The sequence below is a fragment of the Kitasatospora sp. A2-31 genome, assembly GCF_022288725.1.
In the GTDB taxonomy this organism is placed as follows: domain Bacteria; phylum Actinomycetota; class Actinomycetes; order Streptomycetales; family Streptomycetaceae; genus Kitasatospora.
On the sequence record NZ_JAKNTA010000010.1, the window covers coordinates 1 to 15173 of the forward strand.

Below are 15173 nucleotides of genomic sequence, written 5' to 3' on the forward strand. Positions count from 1 at the left end.
CTTCACCCACGAGGGCCCGAAGGAGTACGTGACGCCGAAGGAACTGAATGAGGCGGAGATCCGGCAGACGATCGCCGACTTCGCCACCGCGGCCCTCCACGCCATCGAGGCCGGGTTCGACGGCGTGGAGATCCACGGCGCCAACGGCTACCTGGTCCACCAGTTCCTCGCCCCGAACACCAACCTGCGCACGGACGGCTGGGGCGGCGGGGTCGAGGGCCGGATCCGCTTCGCCGTCGAGGTCGTCACGGCCATAACGGAAGCGATCGGTAGTGACCGGGTCGGTCTGCGGATCTCGCCCGGGAACCCTTACAACGACATCGCCGAGGACCAGCCAGGCGAGGTCTACGAGGCGCTGCTCGAGCGGATCGCCAGCCTGGACCTGGCCTACCTACACCTGCTGGAGGGCCCGGACCGCGACCTGACCGCCCGGCTGCGCAAGGCCTGGCCCGGCACGTTTGTCCTCAACCCCTTCACGTACCCCGAGGTCACCGGCCCCGAGGCGCTGAAGCTGGTCGAGGACGGGACGACGGACATGGTCGCCTACGGCGCCCTGTTCCTCGCCAACCCCGACCTGCCGGCCCGCCTGGCCGCCAGCGGCCCGTTCAACACTCCGGACACGGCCACCTTCTACGGCGGCGACCACCGTGGCTACACCGACTACCCCGCCCTCAGCGACTGACCGGCGGACCTGTGTGGCCGCTTTCACGGCCGCACAGTGAGCCAGTACGTGCGACCTTCCCTCCCTTCCCTCCCCCTCACCGTCTTCTCCTGGGAGTTTCCGATGTCCACTGCGATCACCTTCTCCGAGTACGGCGCACCCGAGGTACTCCAGCTGACCGAGGTCGCCCCGCCTGAGCCGGGACCCGGCCAGGTCCGGATCCGGGTCAAGGCCGCCTCGGTGAACCCGCTCGACCTGAAGATCCGCTCCGGCCTGATGGCCAAGGTCGCCCCGGCCCAGTTCCCGGTGATTCCGGGCCTGGACGCGGCCGGTGTCATCGACGCCATCGGCGAGGGAGCCGGCGCCGCGGTGGGGGACGAGGTCCTCGGCGCCACGGTCGGCGGCAGTTACGGCGAGTACGCGCTGCTGGAGCGTCCGGTGGCCAAGCCCGAGGCACTGCCGTGGGAGGTCGCCGCCTCGCTGGTCACGGTCAGCCAGACCGCGCACCGTGTCCTCGGCCAGCTGGGTGTCCAGCCGGGGCAGACCCTGCTCGTCCACGGCGCTGCTGGCAGTGTCGGCGTCATCGCGGCGCAGCTGGCCGCCGCGCGCGGAATCACCGTCATCGGCACCGCCGCCGAGCGCGACCTGGAACGCGTCACCGCGCTCGGTGCCACCGCCGTCCGCTACGGCGACGGCTGGGTGGAGCGGGTCGAGGCCACCGCCCCGGACGGGGTGGACGTCGTGTTCGACGCCTCCGGCGCCGGCGTGCTGGCCGACTCCGTCACCCTGACCGGCGACCCGGCCAAGGTCATCACCATCGCCGACATGTCGGCCCAGCAGCACGGCGTCCGCTTCAGCGCCGGCACCGCCGACCAGGGCGAGGGCGCCCTGCCGGAACTGGTGCAGCTGGCCGCCGCCGGCAAGATCACCCTGCCGATCTGGCGTACCTACCCCCTGGCCGAAGCCGCCCAAGCCCACGCCGACCTCGAAGCCCACCGCAATCAGGGCAAGGCCGTCCTCCTGCCCTGACCCCCGAAGCTGCCGCCTCGCGTCGTCGGACGAGGCGGCCCCGGGGCCGCAGCCTGCACGAGCACCTCAGTCGGCTCTACCTTCTGAGCAGGGCTGATCGGGCCATTCGGAAGGTTGGGTGGCCCAGGGGTGCCGGGTGCGGCTATCAGTCGGCTGCCGTCGCGTGGCTTCCGCGGCTTCGCCACCCAGCACCCCACGACGACTCGGCCGCCGATCGGGAAGTGCGAGCAAGTCGCCGAGTAGAGCAATGCCGGCGAGGTCGTCCATGGTGCGAACACACCTCCGCACCCGGCGAGACTTCCATAAATTATGAATATAAAAGCGCTATGCTTCGAGCATGAGTCGTCAAGACACCGCTCCTAGCGCGTCCGCCGCCATCGGGGCAGCCCTCTACGGGCTGGCCACCAGGGCCGCGAGACGCCTGCCCCGGGACATGAGCCTGACGTCCGCCGCCACCCTGGCCACCCTGGACCGGACCGGCCCGCGGCGCATCACCGATCTGGCCGCGGTCGAGGGCGTCACCCAGCCCGCGATGACCGCCCTGGTACGGGTGATGGAGGAGTCCGGCCTGGTCGAGCGGCGCGGCGACGCGTCCGACAAGCGGGTCACGCTGGTGTGCCTGACCGAGGCCGGCGCCTCCTATGTCCGGACGCGGCGCCAAGCGGGCGTCCACGCGTTCGAACGATTGATCGGCGAGCTCACCGACGACGAGATCGAGGCGCTGGTGGCGGCGCTTCCGGCGCTGAAGCATCTGGCAGAGCTCGAAAGCCAGGACCGGCAAGGGAGGAAGCAGTGACCGGGCACCCGGCCGGCGGGGTCGCGGCGAAGGCGTTCCCGGTGGCGCGTTCCGAGGCGCGGCTGCTGGTCCCCGCCCTGATGTTCATCACTCTGGTCGTGGCGGCGGTCGCCAGCCTCGGGACGCCACTCATCACCAGCGTGGCGACCTCGTTCCACGTCCCGCTCGTCAGTGCCCAGTGGACGCTGACCGTCGCGCTGCTCAGCGGCGCCGTCGCCACGCCGGTCCTGGGCCGGCTCGGAGCCGGCCCGCACCGGCGGGCCACGATCCTCGCCACGCTGGCGGTCGTCGTCGCCGGCAGCGCGCTCACCGTGCTGCCCCTGCCGTTCGCTTGGCTGCTGGCCGGCAGGGCGGCCCAGGGCGTCGGGCTCGGGCTGACGGCGCTGATGATGGGCGTGGCCCGGGACCACCTCCCCGAGGAGCGCAGCCCGGCCGTGATCGCCCTGATCTCGGTGGTCTCGATCATCGGCGCCGGCGTCGGCTACCCGCTGGCCGCACTGCTCGCCGAGCTCGGCGGGGTACGGGCAGCCTACGGCCTCGGCCTGGTCGTCACCGCCGCCGCCCTCCTTGGCGCGTGGCGCTCCATGCCCGAAGCCCCCCAAGGCCGCTTGGCCCAGGTGGACGTGGCAGGTGCGGTCGTCCTGGCCGCTGCGCTGCTCCTGGTGCTGTTCCTCGCCGGCGAACGGAATCTGTGGAGCCGGCACCTCGCCGTGGCCTCGGGCCTCGCCGTCGTCGCGGTGGTACTGCTGTGCGTCTGGGCCGTCATTGAGCTGCGCAGCACGACGCCCCTGGTCGATGTGCGGGCGGTGCGGCACCCGGCGGTCGCCGGGGCGAACCTCGCCATGTTCGTCGGCGGGATCGGCATGTACCTCCTGCTCACGCTCATCACCCGGTACGCGCAGACGCCGCACGGCGCCGGCTACGGCTTCGGGCTGACGACCTTCGTCGCCGGCCTGGTCCTCATCCCGTTCTCGGTGCTGGGGTTCGTCGCCGGCAAGCTCACGCCGCGGGTCCGGACGCGGATCGCCGACCCCCTGCTCCTGGCCGGCAGCGCCGTCGTGGTCGGCGGCGGGTTCGCCCTGTTCGCGGCGGCCCGGTCGGACCTGGCCGATCTGTTCGCGGCGATGGGCGTGCTCGGCTTCGGCGTCGGCGGCTTCTCGGCCGCGATGCCCGGCGTCATCCTGGCCGTCACCCCCAAGAGCGAGACGTCGAGCGCCATGAGCTTCAACTACGTCGTCCGCAGCGTCGGGTATTCCCTGGGCAGCGCTATCGGCGGCCTGATCCTCACCGCGGGCACCGGCCCCGGCCGCCTCTTCCCCGACGACAGCGCCTACACCACCGCGGCGCTGGTCGGCATCGGCGCCATGGCGATCACGACGCTGACAAGCCTCGCTCTCGCCCGCCGACGCTCGTCCGAGACCAACCCGTAAGTCAGATGCACTCCCCCACACGGGAGGCTCCATGCCCAACGGCTACTGGGTCAGGGTCTGCCGCACCATTTCAGACCCTGAGAACCCTTGACCCCTGGCTCAACAACCAGAGAGCCCGCCGAGCCAAGCTCACCCCGGGCCGGCTCGCGCAACTCGCCGAACACGGCGTCGAGTGGGCGTAGCGGACCGTCCTGGTGGGGCGGGGGGTTGGCGAAAGATCCGCGCCTACCTGCGCCGACGCGGAATCCGGCACACCATCCCCGGACGCGTCGACCGACCCTCGGTCGCCTCGACCGCGGCTCACGCGGAGGCCGGCCACCGGTCTTCGACCGACACACCTACCGGCTCCGCAACGTCGTCGAACGCTGCTTCAGAACCGGTTCAACCAATGGCGCGACCTCGCCACCGCTACGACAGGACCCGCGAGCCCTACCAGGCCGCCGTCACCCTCGCCTCGATCCTGCTCTGGATCTGATCTTTGAAGACGTCTCTAGTTGAGCATGTGGGCGGCCTGGACCTGCTGGAGGTGGATGAGGATGTCGTGGGTCTGGGCGAGGCGGATCTGAGGGGCGTCGGCAATGCCGGGGTAGGCGGCGCCGATGTTCTTGATCGTGTGGGGTTCGGCCAGCCAGGTGCGGGCCGCAGTGGGGGTGTTGCGCAGGTCGACGACGTAGTCGCGGTAGCGGACCTTGTCGAGGGTGTGTTCGGCGGTGCCGGAGGCGGCGGGGCCGATGGTGAAGAGCTGCGGGGCGCCGTCCTGGTTGAAGGCGTTGAACGTGCCGTGGTCGAAGGAGAGGCCGACGCTCAGGTAGCCGGCGCCCAGCCGCTCGCGCAGGAATTCGCCCTGGACACGGGGGTGGCTGGCGGGGGCGTAGGTCTTGAGGGCGATGTGGGTGTTGTGGGCGGAGATCATGATCTTGTTGCCGGTGTGCAGTTGCCACCATGCGGTGTTGTCCGCCATGACGCGGTCGCGATAGAGCATGGCGGCGGGGATGTTCCGGGGGTCGTCCCAGTCGAAGGCGTAGAGAGTGGTCATCTGGTGGATCGCGGTGGCGTGCTGGAGGGCCCAGGCATGGGCGTCGGCGTCGGCGCCGGGGTGCTGCTTGAGCAGGTCCACCGCCCGGCCGGTCCGTTCGGCGAGCTCCTTGCGGTCGGCAAGCGGCTTCGCGAAGTAGTCGTTGACGTAGGTCTCGGCGCTGGTGGTGGGCCGCAGTCCTCGGTACAGCTCGGCGATCTGCGCGCCGAGTTCGGGGCTGGACGCGGCCGCGAAGGCGTTCACCTTGTCGTACAGCCCGGGGCCGGCGAAGCCGTTGTCGTCGCCGACGAAGTGCACCGGGTCGTCGGGGTGCTGGATGTTGTAGGCGCGCATCCACTGGAGCAGGTCCCGGCTCTCGGCGTTGTTCCACCAGCGGTAGGTGCCCTGGAACTCCTCGTCCATGATCTGCTTCAGGTCGCCCTCACCGCGTGTGAGGTAGGCGTCGATCCGCAGTCCGCTGCTCCAGGCGGCTTCGAAGGCGAAGGTGCGGAAGCCCTTCTCCTCGACCAGGTAGCGGAAGACCCGGTGCTTGAGGGTGACGAATTCGTGCGAGCTGTGGGTGGCCTCGCCCACGCCGACCACGGTGGCGTCGCCGACCATTGCGCCGAACGCGCGCAGGTCGGCGAGGCTGCCACGGGGTTCGGTGGTGCGCAGCGGGTGCGCCACCCGGTCCAGGGCGGCCTCGGGGGAACGGAACGCGGCGGCATCGGCGGAGACCGATGCCGCGGGCGGGGTGGCGGCGGAAGCGGCCGGGGCGACGGCCAGGGTGGCACCGAGCGGGACGAGCAGGGCGGCAAGCAGGGCCTTGTGCGTGATCATGATGCCAACCCTCGCCGCTCAGGGGCGCCCCGCACCATCCGCTGCACCCCCCGATCGGCCCGGGGGATTACCTCACCCGCCGATGGGAGGGGGACCCTGCTCCCGGTCGCAACGCGGCACCGAGATCCGCTTCGCCCGGCCCACGCTCCGCGCCGGGGTGAGTTCCTGGAACTCACCCCGGCCAGCCGGCTGCAGCACCTCTGATGAGAACCCGCGAACTTGGCTCTGCCCGGAGTTCCGTGAAGTAGCTGGTGGCGAGGGTCCTGGCTGATAAGGGATCCTTGATCACTGCTGCCTGGCCACCTCGTGGGCGAGGTTGACGACCAGGCCGATGGAGGGGGCTGCGTTGGGTGTTAGCGAGTTGGTGCGTGTTGAGCTGGAACGGCAAGACTGGGGCGCGCTGCGGTGCGGATGCGGTGACTCCGCAGAGCATGTGCCCTTGATGTTCGAGGCGATCATCGAAGCAGAGACGCCTCAGGACATGATCGGATACACCCTCGACAATCACCTCGAGCTCAACGAGAACCTCTTCGAGGTTGCCGTGCCGGCGGTCAGCGTGATCCTGGCGGCGCTGGCCGGCGAGCTGTCGGCTCTGGCCCGAGACCACCTCCTGATCACACTGTGGCGTTTGGCCGCCGGTGACGCCCACAACACCGAGCAGGCTCTGGGACGAGTCGGTCTCGGTGACGAGTGCCGAGCCAAAGCCAGGGAGGGCTTGTGGCTGATCCTGCAGCTCGGGCTCACGGGCAGCGCGGACGACGCCGATACGGCGGCTGACCTGTGTGAGCTCATCGACCTCGACGACAACAGATCGGCCCTCTACCAAGCCCTCCTTCGCGAGCGTGCGAGTGCGAAGTCCAAGCGCCGTCGCTCACACTGACAGCCGGGTCGATCACGGCCGCGTGAGTATCCGAGTTCGCAGAAGTCGGAACGACGCCCGGCCGTACATGGCGCGCTTGAGCGTTTTGACCCGATCTACGTTGCCTTCGACCTCCCCGGAGCTCCATTCGAGGGTGAGGCCGGCGGTGCGGCGTCGAGGTCCTGGCGGAGGAAGCCGGCGAACGAGCGGACCGGTGCGGGGGCGTCCTGCTCGGCCTGGCGGATCCAGTCCGGCAGCACGTTGCCGCGCCGGTTGACCAGCAGGTCGCGGTAGCATCTGGCCAGGTCACAGGCCCTGGCCGCAAGGCGGCGGCGCCCGTCGGCTCACCTGTACGGCGGCAACCGGCGGGCACAGACGGCGCAACAGGCCGTGCCGCTTCCTGGGTGTCAGCCGGAGACAGCCGCGTACAGGCCCCGGCCGGTCCGCTGAGCGGTGCCGTTCTTGGCGAGGCGCTCCAGCGTGGTGCGCACCGCGTTCACGTCGGAGTCCGAACCGTCCAGGCCGAGCAGGTCGGCCACCTGGCGGGCCCGCAGCGAGTCGTGGGCGTCGGCGAGAACGGCCAGGACGCTCTTGGCATCGGTGCGCCGCCTCCGGCCGGACGCCACGGCCGGTGTGGAAGCCGTCTGCTCCTGGGTAGAAGGCGTCGGCTCCGCTGTGACGGTCGTCTTGACGGCCGCCTTCTTCGCTGCGGTCTTCTTCACTGCGGTCTTCTTGGTGGCGCCCCGGGCGGCTGTCTTCTTGGTGGGGGCGGGTGCTGTTGCGGCGTCCTGCTTGGGGGCGCCGGTGAGCGGGGCGCTTGCCGTAGCCTTCTTCTTCGAAGGGGTCTTCCTGGCAGGCGTCTTCTTTGCAGCAGTCTGTTGGGCCGGGGACGCGTCGCTGCGCCTACGGGCGGTCTTCGCCGGGGTGGGCTGCGGTTCGGGCTTCTCGGTGGCGGACACATCCGCGATACCACCCGGCTCTGCGGGCGCCAGTGCGGCATCCGCCTCGTCCGGCCCGGCTGCCGTCTCCACCGCCTCTGCCGACGCCCTGCCCGCGGTCGCCGCCATCGCGCTCCGGCCGGCCAGCGAGGTACCCGCGAGAGCCTCCAGGCCCTGCAGCACGCTGACCATGGCGTTCTCCTGCGCCACGACGGCCGCGAGCTCGTCCTCCAGCTGCCGGCGCCGCTCCCGCACCCCTGGCAGTGTCGCTTCCAGCAGGGCGATCGTCGATCCCACGCCGCTGTCCGTACCGAACGTCTCTGTACCTGCCACCAGGGCTCCCGTTACCTCGTCAATCGCGGTTCTGATATCAAATCTACGACCCGGATACCCGAATGGCAGCGGAATAGGCGGAATGCCCACTCCGACACCGGGGCGATCTGCCGTCCGACCGACTGCTGCTGGGCCGCAGCCTCGCCCGTGGTCGGCTCCGCCCCCCTTGACAGGCGGTCACCCGGCCCGCGTCCGCCACCGGGAGGGGCCTGCGAACGCCGCGCCTGTGGCGGGTGTGAGGCTTCTCGGCGCTTGCCGGTCTACTTCCTGCCCGGTGACAAGAGCCGGGCACAGGCGCGCCGAGATCACCGACCTTGAGTTCTGTCGCTTGTGCGGTGGGCCTGGCCAGGTGGCGAGGGCAGGATGTGCCGTGCCCAGCGTGTACGGTGCCAGCGGATGCATTCCAGGTCAACGTCGTGGCGCGGGTCGGTCGCGAGACGGCCGCGCACTGTCCCGGTGACGGTCTCCACGATGTGCAGGTCGTCGGTCAGGTAGAGGCCGCCTTGGTCAAACTGCGTGTGGCAGTTCGGGCATAGGCACAGGACGTTGCCGGTGTAGTCGTGGCCTCCCCTGCCCAGCGGGCACGACTCCCTCCTCCCACCCCTCCCCCGGCCAGAGCCCGGGCTCCTTGTACACGGCCGGGGACGAGGCGAGCAATGCGGTTCTCCCGGCACCCCTTCACCCGCGCCAATGTCCGTGCCGCCCCTGCACGGTCATAGCCGTCCAGTACGCGCCTTCACCCGAAGGGCCTGCCCAAGGACGCCGACGGCACGCCCGGACCGCTCCGTCCCGGCAGATGCGTCGCCAGATCCCGTCTCGATCCACGTGCGAGCGGGGAGGGGCCAGCCAGGAACCGGCTCAGCCGGAGAGCGCGCAAGCGAGCAGGCCGGGGTTGAGCCCGGGCACACCGCATCGCACAGCGGTGCCCGGCCACGCGACCGGGGCACGGCGCCGACGGTGATCCTTCGGACGGTTGGGTCCGGCCGGAGCGGATAGACGCATGCCGGGAGAGCGGCGAGGACGGTCGCGGCTTCGCGCCGGTCCCCTCCACCCCGCCCGTCGTCGATCGGAAGGAAAGCGCGCATGACCGACCCAGTGGTCCAGATCGCAGCGTCCCTGCCGGGTGCCACCCTCGTGATTCCGGCCGTGCTGGTCGTAACCCTCCTCATCGGGGCGTTCATCTGGGGCAGCCGCCGCCAGGCCCGGAAGAGAACGCTCGCCTACCGCCCAGGAGACGCCCCTGGTCCACGGTCCGACTCGCACAACGGCCCTGACGCGCGCGACGCAGACCGTCGGGCGACCGGCGGGCCCGGAGGTCGCACACCCCCGCGCTGACTCCCGGTTCACAGCGGCCGGCCGCTTCCGCTGTGCCCGACTTCTCTGGCGTGACCAGCCACGGCACCCAGAACATCATCGCCACCCGGTCGGCTGACCTCGGCGCGGTTCAGATCCCAGGGCGGGGCAGTCGGCCTCCCCGACTGCCCCGACCGCCCCGCGCCTCGCCACACCGATGATCACGACCAACCGCTCATCCGCAACCGATGCACAGTCACACAACCGGTGCCACCGCCGATGAACTGCTCGCCGGACCGCTTCTTCTGGCCAAGCGCCGGGGCATGCAACCTCGGCTGACGCGCGGCGGCGCGGCGGCGCGGCGGCACCGACCGTCTCCAGCGGCAGCCCGGCCAGGTGCCGCTACACATTGGCTCTTCGGGCGATCCGGCCCCCACACAGGCGTGAAGTGTCCATCGTCGAACCGCGCTGCTGATCGAACCACGAGGGCGCCGAGTGGTGGGGAGCGGTGGCGTCGGGCGTGGAGCAGGCGGAAGGCGCGGGCCGACCGCGGCATGTGGTGCTGTCGTTGAAGAAGCCGCTGTGGGTGGCTTCCGGGCCCTGCCGTCGTACTGCGACGGCTGGCTACTTGCCGGGGCGGCCCGAGCTGGTGGGCTGTCCAGCCCGCTGCGCGCCACGGGTCCGGGTCGAGAGTGGTGCGGCAGTCGACGAGCAGCGGCGTGGCTGGGTGGCCGACAAGGTCCTGCGGGTTGGCGTGGCGGTACTCGGGCAACTCGGTGGCCAGCACCGTCGGGTCGGCGCCGGCGAGGGCGGCGGTCAGGTCGTCGACGCGCCGGTCTCCGAGCTCGCCCACCGCCCGGTGCTCTTTCGTCCGGACGGCCTTCACCGGCTGAACGCCAGCCAGTAGTACCGGCACCAACCGCGTTCCGGTGACTGGTGTCTGGCACCGAACCGAAGAGGCGGACCGGTGCCGACATCACGGCGAGTAGGCCATACCGCCCTACGCCCCGGGGGCGGCGAGGCTGCCTGCACGGATCGCGTCGAGCAAGGCGTTCTTGACCTGGGGCGGCATCAGGTTCAGGGCCTCAAGGGCCTCGGCGGTGAGCGGGACCTCCTCGAGCAGGTACTCGCCGCGGTCGTCACGCTGGAACTCGGGCCCGGTGCGATCGGCGAAGTCCCACTTGACGATCCGAGCGGTGTAGAAGTGCTCGGTCTCGCCCTTGTCGTTCTTGAACTCGTGGAAGGGGAGCAGATCGGTGGCCGTGCCAGCGATCTCCTCGTGGATCTCCCGCAGCAGGGCGGCTTCCAGCCCGGTGTCCTCGGGCTCGACGCCGCCGCCGACGAGAACCTGATAGGCGGGGATGCCGGGGCGGATGCGGTTGATGACGAGCATCGTGCCGGCGGTGGTGAGGAGGACGGCGCGGACGCGTTCCTTCATGGGGCTTCTTCCCTGGTGGTTGTGGTGGTTCAGTGGGGCATCCAGCCGCCGTCGATGGTCAACGACTGCGCAGTGAGAACAATGCGCTGGGGGCCAGCGAGGAAGCTTGCGTGCCGGTCAGCAGTCATCACGGTCTCTTCCGAGCCGGATCCCCCGCGTCCGGGCGGGTGTTCGCCGTGGACACAGTCCTGCAGTCGCGCGAGTCGTAGACCCTTGGTCGTCAGGTTCGCAATGCCGCGTGGGTGCATCGGATCGGACCCTGGCAGGCGCACTGCCGGAAACAGCATAGCCCGGGCGAGAAGGCCGAATGCGGCGGCGACGTCCAGGGCGTGCCGGAGAACGCCGTGCCCCGGCCGTCCAGCTGGGGCGCAGTGCGGACAGCTTCGCCCCGAAGCGGTCACCAAGCGCACCATGCACCAGCTCTCGGCCTGTGGCACGAGGTAGCACAGCTCCTTCACCAACGTTCAAGGTCTCCCAGTCGACGGTCTATCGGCTCCTCAGCCTCTCGCACCTCGAAAAATCCCAGCCGAGTCGCCCGGCTGCCGCTGATCTGTGATGACCAGACAGCATGAAGTCACTCATCGAAGATCGGGAACATCTCGGCATAGGGGTCCGGCTCCCCGGTCAAGGGGTCCAGCCCGGCGACGAGTCGACGGCGCTGCTCGCGCCAGCTCACGAATGCTCCAGGACGTCCCCAGACTGACGCGTCGCCGGGCGGGCATTCGTCGAACTCCGCGAGCATTATGCGCGTGAGGAACTTGACCATGCCGAATCGAAGATCGCCCACCGGGATCGGCGCCCGAGGACGAGAAGCACGCGATCAAGGTCCTGTTCCAGCTCCTCGACGACTTCACTGCCGAGGGCGAGGCATTCCAGAGCGATCAGTGAGCTTCTTCGAGTTGGCCACCGATCGGGTGATGGTCGTGAAGCGCAACGAACGAGGCCCTCGAGCTGTTGATCGAGATGTCTGACGTCTCGATCACGTTGCCCCACCGAGAAGACCTCAACCGGACGCTGGCCGCAGCACGAGCGCCCGTTGAACGCGGTGTCGCGAGCCTGAAGTCCTGGCGGATCTTCCGTAGCTCCCGGTGTAGCCCCAACCGCATGACGTCAATCGCCAAGGCCATCCTCACGCTGGAGCGGCAGCGCTGAAGATCCTTAGTGAGCGCTTCGTCTGGCGATAGCCGCCACATGAAGCGCTCACCCGGAACCGAGACCTCTGAGGTCAGTCCTGATCTTGGCTGTACTGGGCCGCGTACCAACTGGAATCGATGGCGGGGTTGCGCAGCGCCCCCCAGAATCGGTCGTCAGGTATCGGTGGCAGGGGTTGATTGCCCAGGTCCGCATGCAGATCCGCACGCCAGCCGAGAGTGAAGTGACTTCGGGTTTCCGCGGTCTCGCACACGGACCTGTATGGGGATCCCCAGATCCCAAGGGCTATCTTCTCCGCGGCCCACCTGCGGGTGTGGTCTCGGCCGGTGTCGGCCTGTGCGAGCACCGCGCGGAGGCGCAAGGCGAGCGGGCCGGTCTGGTCCGGCTGCGGCGGGGCCACACCGCACTCCCACGCGTCCAGGGCTGTCCTGACCTCCGGGTAGTTGTTCAGGCCCGTTTCGACCGCCAGTCTGCGCAGCTGCTTCCGCGCGGCGTCGACCACCTGCTCATACGGCAGGACTGCGATCAGCGCACCGAGTTCCTCATGCCTGTCCAGGTGGCTCACATGGAGGAGGTCGGTGGGACTGTAGGACAGGTCCAGCTCTGGCAGCTGCTCATCCGGCCCGGGAAGGGGCTCGTCGGCACTGTACTGCGGCCTGGCAGGCGGACGCCCCTCCCAGAACAGCCGGCCATTGAAGGTGACGACACCAGCGTCCTGGCCGCGCTCAAGCATGCTGGCCAATTCGGCCAGATACTCACCCAGCGAGTCGGCCTCCCCGAAACTGGTGCCGGTCTCGTCGAAGAACCGCCCGATCGCGCCGAAGGAGTTCCGCCCGGTACGGCAATCCATCAGAAGACCGTCCGACGTCACGTCGTAAGAACCGAACTTCACGTAATCGTGAAGCCAGTAGTCCTCGGTCTCCCCGTCGAGGCCCTGGTCGATGCCACGCATGAACCCGGTGTACCCGATGATCCCGCTCACTCCGAGCAGCCGGTCGCCCGTGCTGAAGCGGAAAGCCTCAGGTCCCTCCAGCGCCCCGTTGTGCCGAAGGAGCGAAGCGACCAGGTCCGGAGGAAAGGTGACCCTCAGTTCCTGTTGCGCTGCCGCGATCTCCTCGCCACCTGCAGGCGGCCGAAGCGTGGCAAACGTGCGGGGCGCGTGCTCGCGAAGCCACGCGTCGATGCGAGTCCATGAGTCCTGGACCAGGTCTGATGCCATAGCCCGACCTTAGAACCAGCGGCTGACAACAGCTTGATCGTCGCTCACTGGCCTCGCCGCCAGGTTGGCGTTCAGGCCGGCAAGCTTCGAGGGACTCCTTGTCCCGGCTCACCAAGCTGCTGCACCTGACGCTGCAGCCGCCCACTCGGCACGGAAGCGCTCAGTCGCAATCACCCGATCGGCGGCCAACTCGAAGAAGCTCAGTATCACGGATGTTCTCCGCCTGGGCCGTGAGTGCTCGGCCCACCGCCAGCCGCCGCTGTTCCTCCGCTGCGACACGCTGAGAATCGTAGCGGGTGGCGTGGGTGAGGACGGCGAGCAGGTCGAGGTCCGCGGCCAGGCCCACGGTGCGGGCGGCCAGGCACAGCGAGCCGGTGCCGGTGCCGGTGCCGGTGCGGGGCAGGGGGACGGCTTCCTGGCGCAGGTGGGGGCCGAACCAGGTCCCGCCACGGGGCGAGCAGCTCGGCAGCGCGGTCCGGGCGGCCGGCGGCGAGGGTGCGGACGGGCTCGGAGGCGGGTCCGAGCAGGGTGGTGAGACCTCGCGGGTGACCAGCGCGCAGGTGGGACTCCGATGCACAGCCCGAACCCTCCGTGACGCGGCGTCATTGGTTCGGCTTAGACTCGCCAGAATGAACACCGCGATCCCTACCGACACCGATCTCGCCCGTCTGGTCGACGTGTTGCTGGCCACCGCTGAATCCGCCGGCCACGACCGGGCCGGGTGGGAGCGGATCGCGCGCGAGGCCTTCGCCGCCGAACGGCCTGAGGAGCAGCCCGACCACTGGTGGCTGGCGGTGCCGGGCGAGACGTACGAGGCCGCGTTCGAGGCGTTGGGCCTGCACGACCGGATCCCGGTGACGGTGCGGTACGGGCAGGGTGCGCAGGGGGAGGACACCAAGTACGTGCCGGAGGCGGTGCACCGGGTGTTCGTCACACCGGAGTACGCGGGCTGGCGGCTGATCTACGCCGAAGAGCCGCTGGGGACGACGCGTTGGGGCTTGCACGAGGTGATCGAGCGGCTCAGCAAAGCGTGCGGCCGGGCCCAGGTGTTCTATCAGGACCCGTTCGCCGACGCGGTGATCTGGGCGGCGGCCGAGGACGGCGAAGTGGTCCGGGGCTACTGGCGCCACGAGGACTCCGAATGGACCGGAACGCCGCTGCCCTGGGAGACCGTGCTCACCGAGGCGGACTTCGCGGACGACCCGGACGAGTACGAGGCGTATGCCGAGGACCCCGGCCGGGCTGAGACCACCGCCGTCAACACCGCCGCCGCGCACCTGTCCGTGGACCCGGCCGCGATCGACGCCGGCACCCCCGTCCGCGGTCACGGCTGGCTCGCACTCACCAGGGCCGGCGCCGGTCACGACGGCTTCGACGAGTACCCGGAGCTCTGATCCGGGGCACCCGGCACGGTGCCGCTGCCAAGCCAAGGCGGGACTTGCCTGCACCGCCGGGTCCGTGCAACCACCGCACGGCCGTCTTCACTGGCTGGTCGCGCCACGGGCGGAGCCGGCCCAGCTCTGCCTCGCGGCCGGTGAACTCCACGGTCTCGCTGCGGGCGTCAAGCATCCTGCTGGGCTGGGCACTCAACCCGCGCTGTCGCCGGCTTCGCCTCCGGCGCGGTCGGCGCCGACTTTGGCCGCCCTTAGAAGCGATTCCCAAAGCGGATGACACGCCTGCTGATCGAACTGTCGCGCGTGTCGACCTCGTTCGGGTGATCGGGCGCTGATTGAGACATAGGGAAAGGGCCTCCTGCACAGCTCGGTGATGTCTAGTCAACTGAGCATCAGGAGGCCCTGGTGTCCCACTGTGGCGTGCCCGCCCCGTCCGCGTCTACCTTCGGCGTGTCGCCGTGCGACTGCCTCGCCCACCAGTTCGGCAACGCCGCCGACCATCCGGACCGCACCCGCCGCTACCCCTCCGACCTGACCGACGCAGAATGGGCCCTGGTCCGGCCGCTGCTGCCGGTCCCGGCCTGGATGAACGGACGCGGCGGGCGCCCGGAAGGGTACTGCCACCGTCAAATGATCGACGCCGTGCGCTACCTGGTGGCCGAGGGCGTGCGCTGGGCGAGCCTGCCGGCCGACTTCCCCAGGTGGCGGGCCGCGTACCGGTTCTTCCGCCGCTGGCGCGACAACGACCTGATCAAGGAACTGTACGGCCGGCTGCG

At 69.9% G+C, this 15173-nt stretch carries 13 protein-coding genes and 3 pseudogenes; 9 read left to right on the forward strand and 7 right to left on the reverse strand.

Translation table 11 applies throughout. The features are described from left to right. The 4 genes and pseudogenes from MCM47_RS25790 to MCM47_RS25805 form a co-directional block, all read left to right on the forward strand. Positions 1 to 682, forward strand: a pseudogene (locus MCM47_RS25790) (alkene reductase); the annotation flags it as partial. A gap of 102 nt (positions 683 to 784) precedes the next feature. Continuing rightward, positions 785 to 1690 carry an NADP-dependent oxidoreductase gene (locus MCM47_RS25795; RefSeq protein WP_238864092.1) on the forward strand — a complete coding sequence of 302 codons (906 nt, stop codon included), beginning with the start codon at positions 785 to 787 and terminating at the stop codon, positions 1688 to 1690. Between the two features lie 433 nt (positions 1691 to 2123). Continuing rightward, positions 2124 to 2486 (forward strand): MarR family transcriptional regulator, encoded by a 363-nt coding sequence (locus MCM47_RS25800; protein ID WP_308222474.1) that lies wholly within the window; start codon positions 2124 to 2126, stop codon positions 2484 to 2486. Then, positions 2483 to 3916: an MFS transporter gene (locus tag MCM47_RS25805; RefSeq protein WP_238864094.1), complete on the forward strand. Its 1434-nt coding sequence runs from the start codon at positions 2483 to 2485 to the stop codon at positions 3914 to 3916. The genes MCM47_RS25800 and MCM47_RS25805 overlap by 4 nt, the downstream gene beginning before the upstream one ends. Before the next feature lie 490 nt (positions 3917 to 4406). Here MCM47_RS25805 and MCM47_RS25810 read toward each other — a convergent pair whose 3' ends face one another. Then, positions 4407 to 5771 (reverse strand): erythromycin esterase family protein, encoded by a 1365-nt coding sequence (locus MCM47_RS25810; RefSeq protein WP_238864095.1) that lies wholly within the window; start codon positions 5769 to 5771, stop codon positions 4407 to 4409. A 442-nt stretch (positions 5772 to 6213) separates the two neighbouring features. Here MCM47_RS25810 and MCM47_RS25815 point away from each other — a divergent pair, with 442 nt between their 5' ends. Further along, complete coding sequence (locus MCM47_RS25815; RefSeq protein ID WP_238864096.1) at positions 6214 to 6651, forward strand: hypothetical protein; 438 nt, start codon at positions 6214 to 6216, stop codon at positions 6649 to 6651. A 386-nt stretch (positions 6652 to 7037) separates the two neighbouring features. On the opposite strand, the gene MCM47_RS25825 is transcribed toward MCM47_RS25815, so the two are convergent. Then, entirely contained in the window at positions 7038 to 7865 is an 828-nt protein-coding gene (locus MCM47_RS25825; protein ID WP_238864097.1) for a hypothetical protein, read from the reverse strand. A gap of 341 nt (positions 7866 to 8206) precedes the next feature. After that, positions 8207 to 8575, reverse strand: a complete 369-nt coding sequence (locus MCM47_RS41875) for an HNH endonuclease (protein ID WP_308222457.1) — start codon at positions 8573 to 8575, stop codon at positions 8207 to 8209. 1139 nt (positions 8576 to 9714) lie between these two features. On the opposite strand from MCM47_RS41875, the gene MCM47_RS25830 reads away from it, so the two are divergent. After that, positions 9715 to 10101, forward strand: a complete 387-nt coding sequence (locus MCM47_RS25830) for a hypothetical protein (protein ID WP_238864098.1) — start codon at positions 9715 to 9717, stop codon at positions 10099 to 10101. A gap of 93 nt (positions 10102 to 10194) precedes the next feature. Here the strand turns inward: MCM47_RS25830 and MCM47_RS25835 are convergent, their stop codons facing one another. Together MCM47_RS25835 and MCM47_RS25840 are read right to left on the reverse strand one after the other, a co-directional pair. Next, the gene (locus tag MCM47_RS25835) at positions 10195 to 10632 is read right to left on the reverse strand and encodes an NUDIX domain-containing protein (protein ID WP_238864099.1); all 438 of its coding nucleotides are present in this window, start codon (positions 10630 to 10632) and stop codon (positions 10195 to 10197) included. A gap of 574 nt (positions 10633 to 11206) precedes the next feature. Beyond that, positions 11207 to 11398 carry a hypothetical protein gene (locus tag MCM47_RS25840; protein WP_238864100.1) on the reverse strand — a complete coding sequence of 64 codons (192 nt, stop codon included), beginning with the start codon at positions 11396 to 11398 and terminating at the stop codon, positions 11207 to 11209. Positions 11399 to 11634: 236 nt separating this feature from the next. Between MCM47_RS25840 and MCM47_RS25845 the strand changes: the two are divergent. Beyond that, positions 11635 to 11784: pseudogene (locus MCM47_RS25845) on the forward strand (IS5/IS1182 family transposase); the annotation flags it as partial. Positions 11785 to 11857: 73 nt separating this feature from the next. Here the strand turns inward: MCM47_RS25845 and MCM47_RS25850 are convergent. Both MCM47_RS25850 and MCM47_RS25855 read right to left on the reverse strand, forming a co-directional pair. Continuing rightward, positions 11858 to 13003: an SMI1/KNR4 family protein gene (locus MCM47_RS25850; RefSeq protein ID WP_238864101.1), complete on the reverse strand. Its 1146-nt coding sequence runs from the start codon at positions 13001 to 13003 to the stop codon at positions 11858 to 11860. Positions 13004 to 13292: 289 nt separating this feature from the next. Next, a pseudogene (locus MCM47_RS25855) lies at positions 13293 to 13542 on the reverse strand (hypothetical protein); the annotation flags it as partial. A gap of 90 nt (positions 13543 to 13632) precedes the next feature. On the opposite strand from MCM47_RS25855, the gene MCM47_RS25860 reads away from it, so the two are divergent. Continuing rightward, on the forward strand, positions 13633 to 14397 hold the full coding sequence (locus MCM47_RS25860) for a hypothetical protein (protein ID WP_238864102.1): 765 nt from the start codon (positions 13633 to 13635) through the stop codon (positions 14395 to 14397). A 405-nt stretch (positions 14398 to 14802) separates the two neighbouring features. Next, a partial coding sequence (locus MCM47_RS25865) for a transposase (protein WP_374209207.1) occupies positions 14803 to 15173 on the forward strand: 371 nt, incomplete at its 3' end.

What these genes read in the sequence shown, in the direction of transcription:
- MCM47_RS25795 (WP_238864092.1), top strand. Translation starts at nt 785, where the DNA reads ATGTCCACTGCGATCACCTTCTCCGAGTACGGCGCACCCGAGGTACTC.
- MCM47_RS25800 (WP_308222474.1), top strand. Translation starts at nt 2,124, where the DNA reads ATGAGCCTGACGTCCGCCGCCACCCTGGCCACCCTGGACCGGACCGGC.
- MCM47_RS25810 (WP_238864095.1), bottom strand. Translation starts at nt 5,771, where the DNA reads ATGATCACGCACAAGGCCCTGCTTGCCGCCCTGCTCGTCCCGCTCGGT.
- MCM47_RS25815 (WP_238864096.1), top strand. Translation starts at nt 6,214, where the DNA reads ATGTTCGAGGCGATCATCGAAGCAGAGACGCCTCAGGACATGATCGGA.
- MCM47_RS25835 (WP_238864099.1), bottom strand. Translation starts at nt 10,632, where the DNA reads ATGAAGGAACGCGTCCGCGCCGTCCTCCTCACCACCGCCGGCACGATG.
- MCM47_RS25840 (WP_238864100.1), bottom strand. Translation starts at nt 11,398, where the DNA reads ATGGTCAAGTTCCTCACGCGCATAATGCTCGCGGAGTTCGACGAATGC.
- MCM47_RS25850 (WP_238864101.1), bottom strand. Translation starts at nt 13,003, where the DNA reads ATGGCATCAGACCTGGTCCAGGACTCATGGACTCGCATCGACGCGTGG.
- MCM47_RS25860 (WP_238864102.1), top strand. Translation starts at nt 13,633, where the DNA reads ATGAACACCGCGATCCCTACCGACACCGATCTCGCCCGTCTGGTCGAC.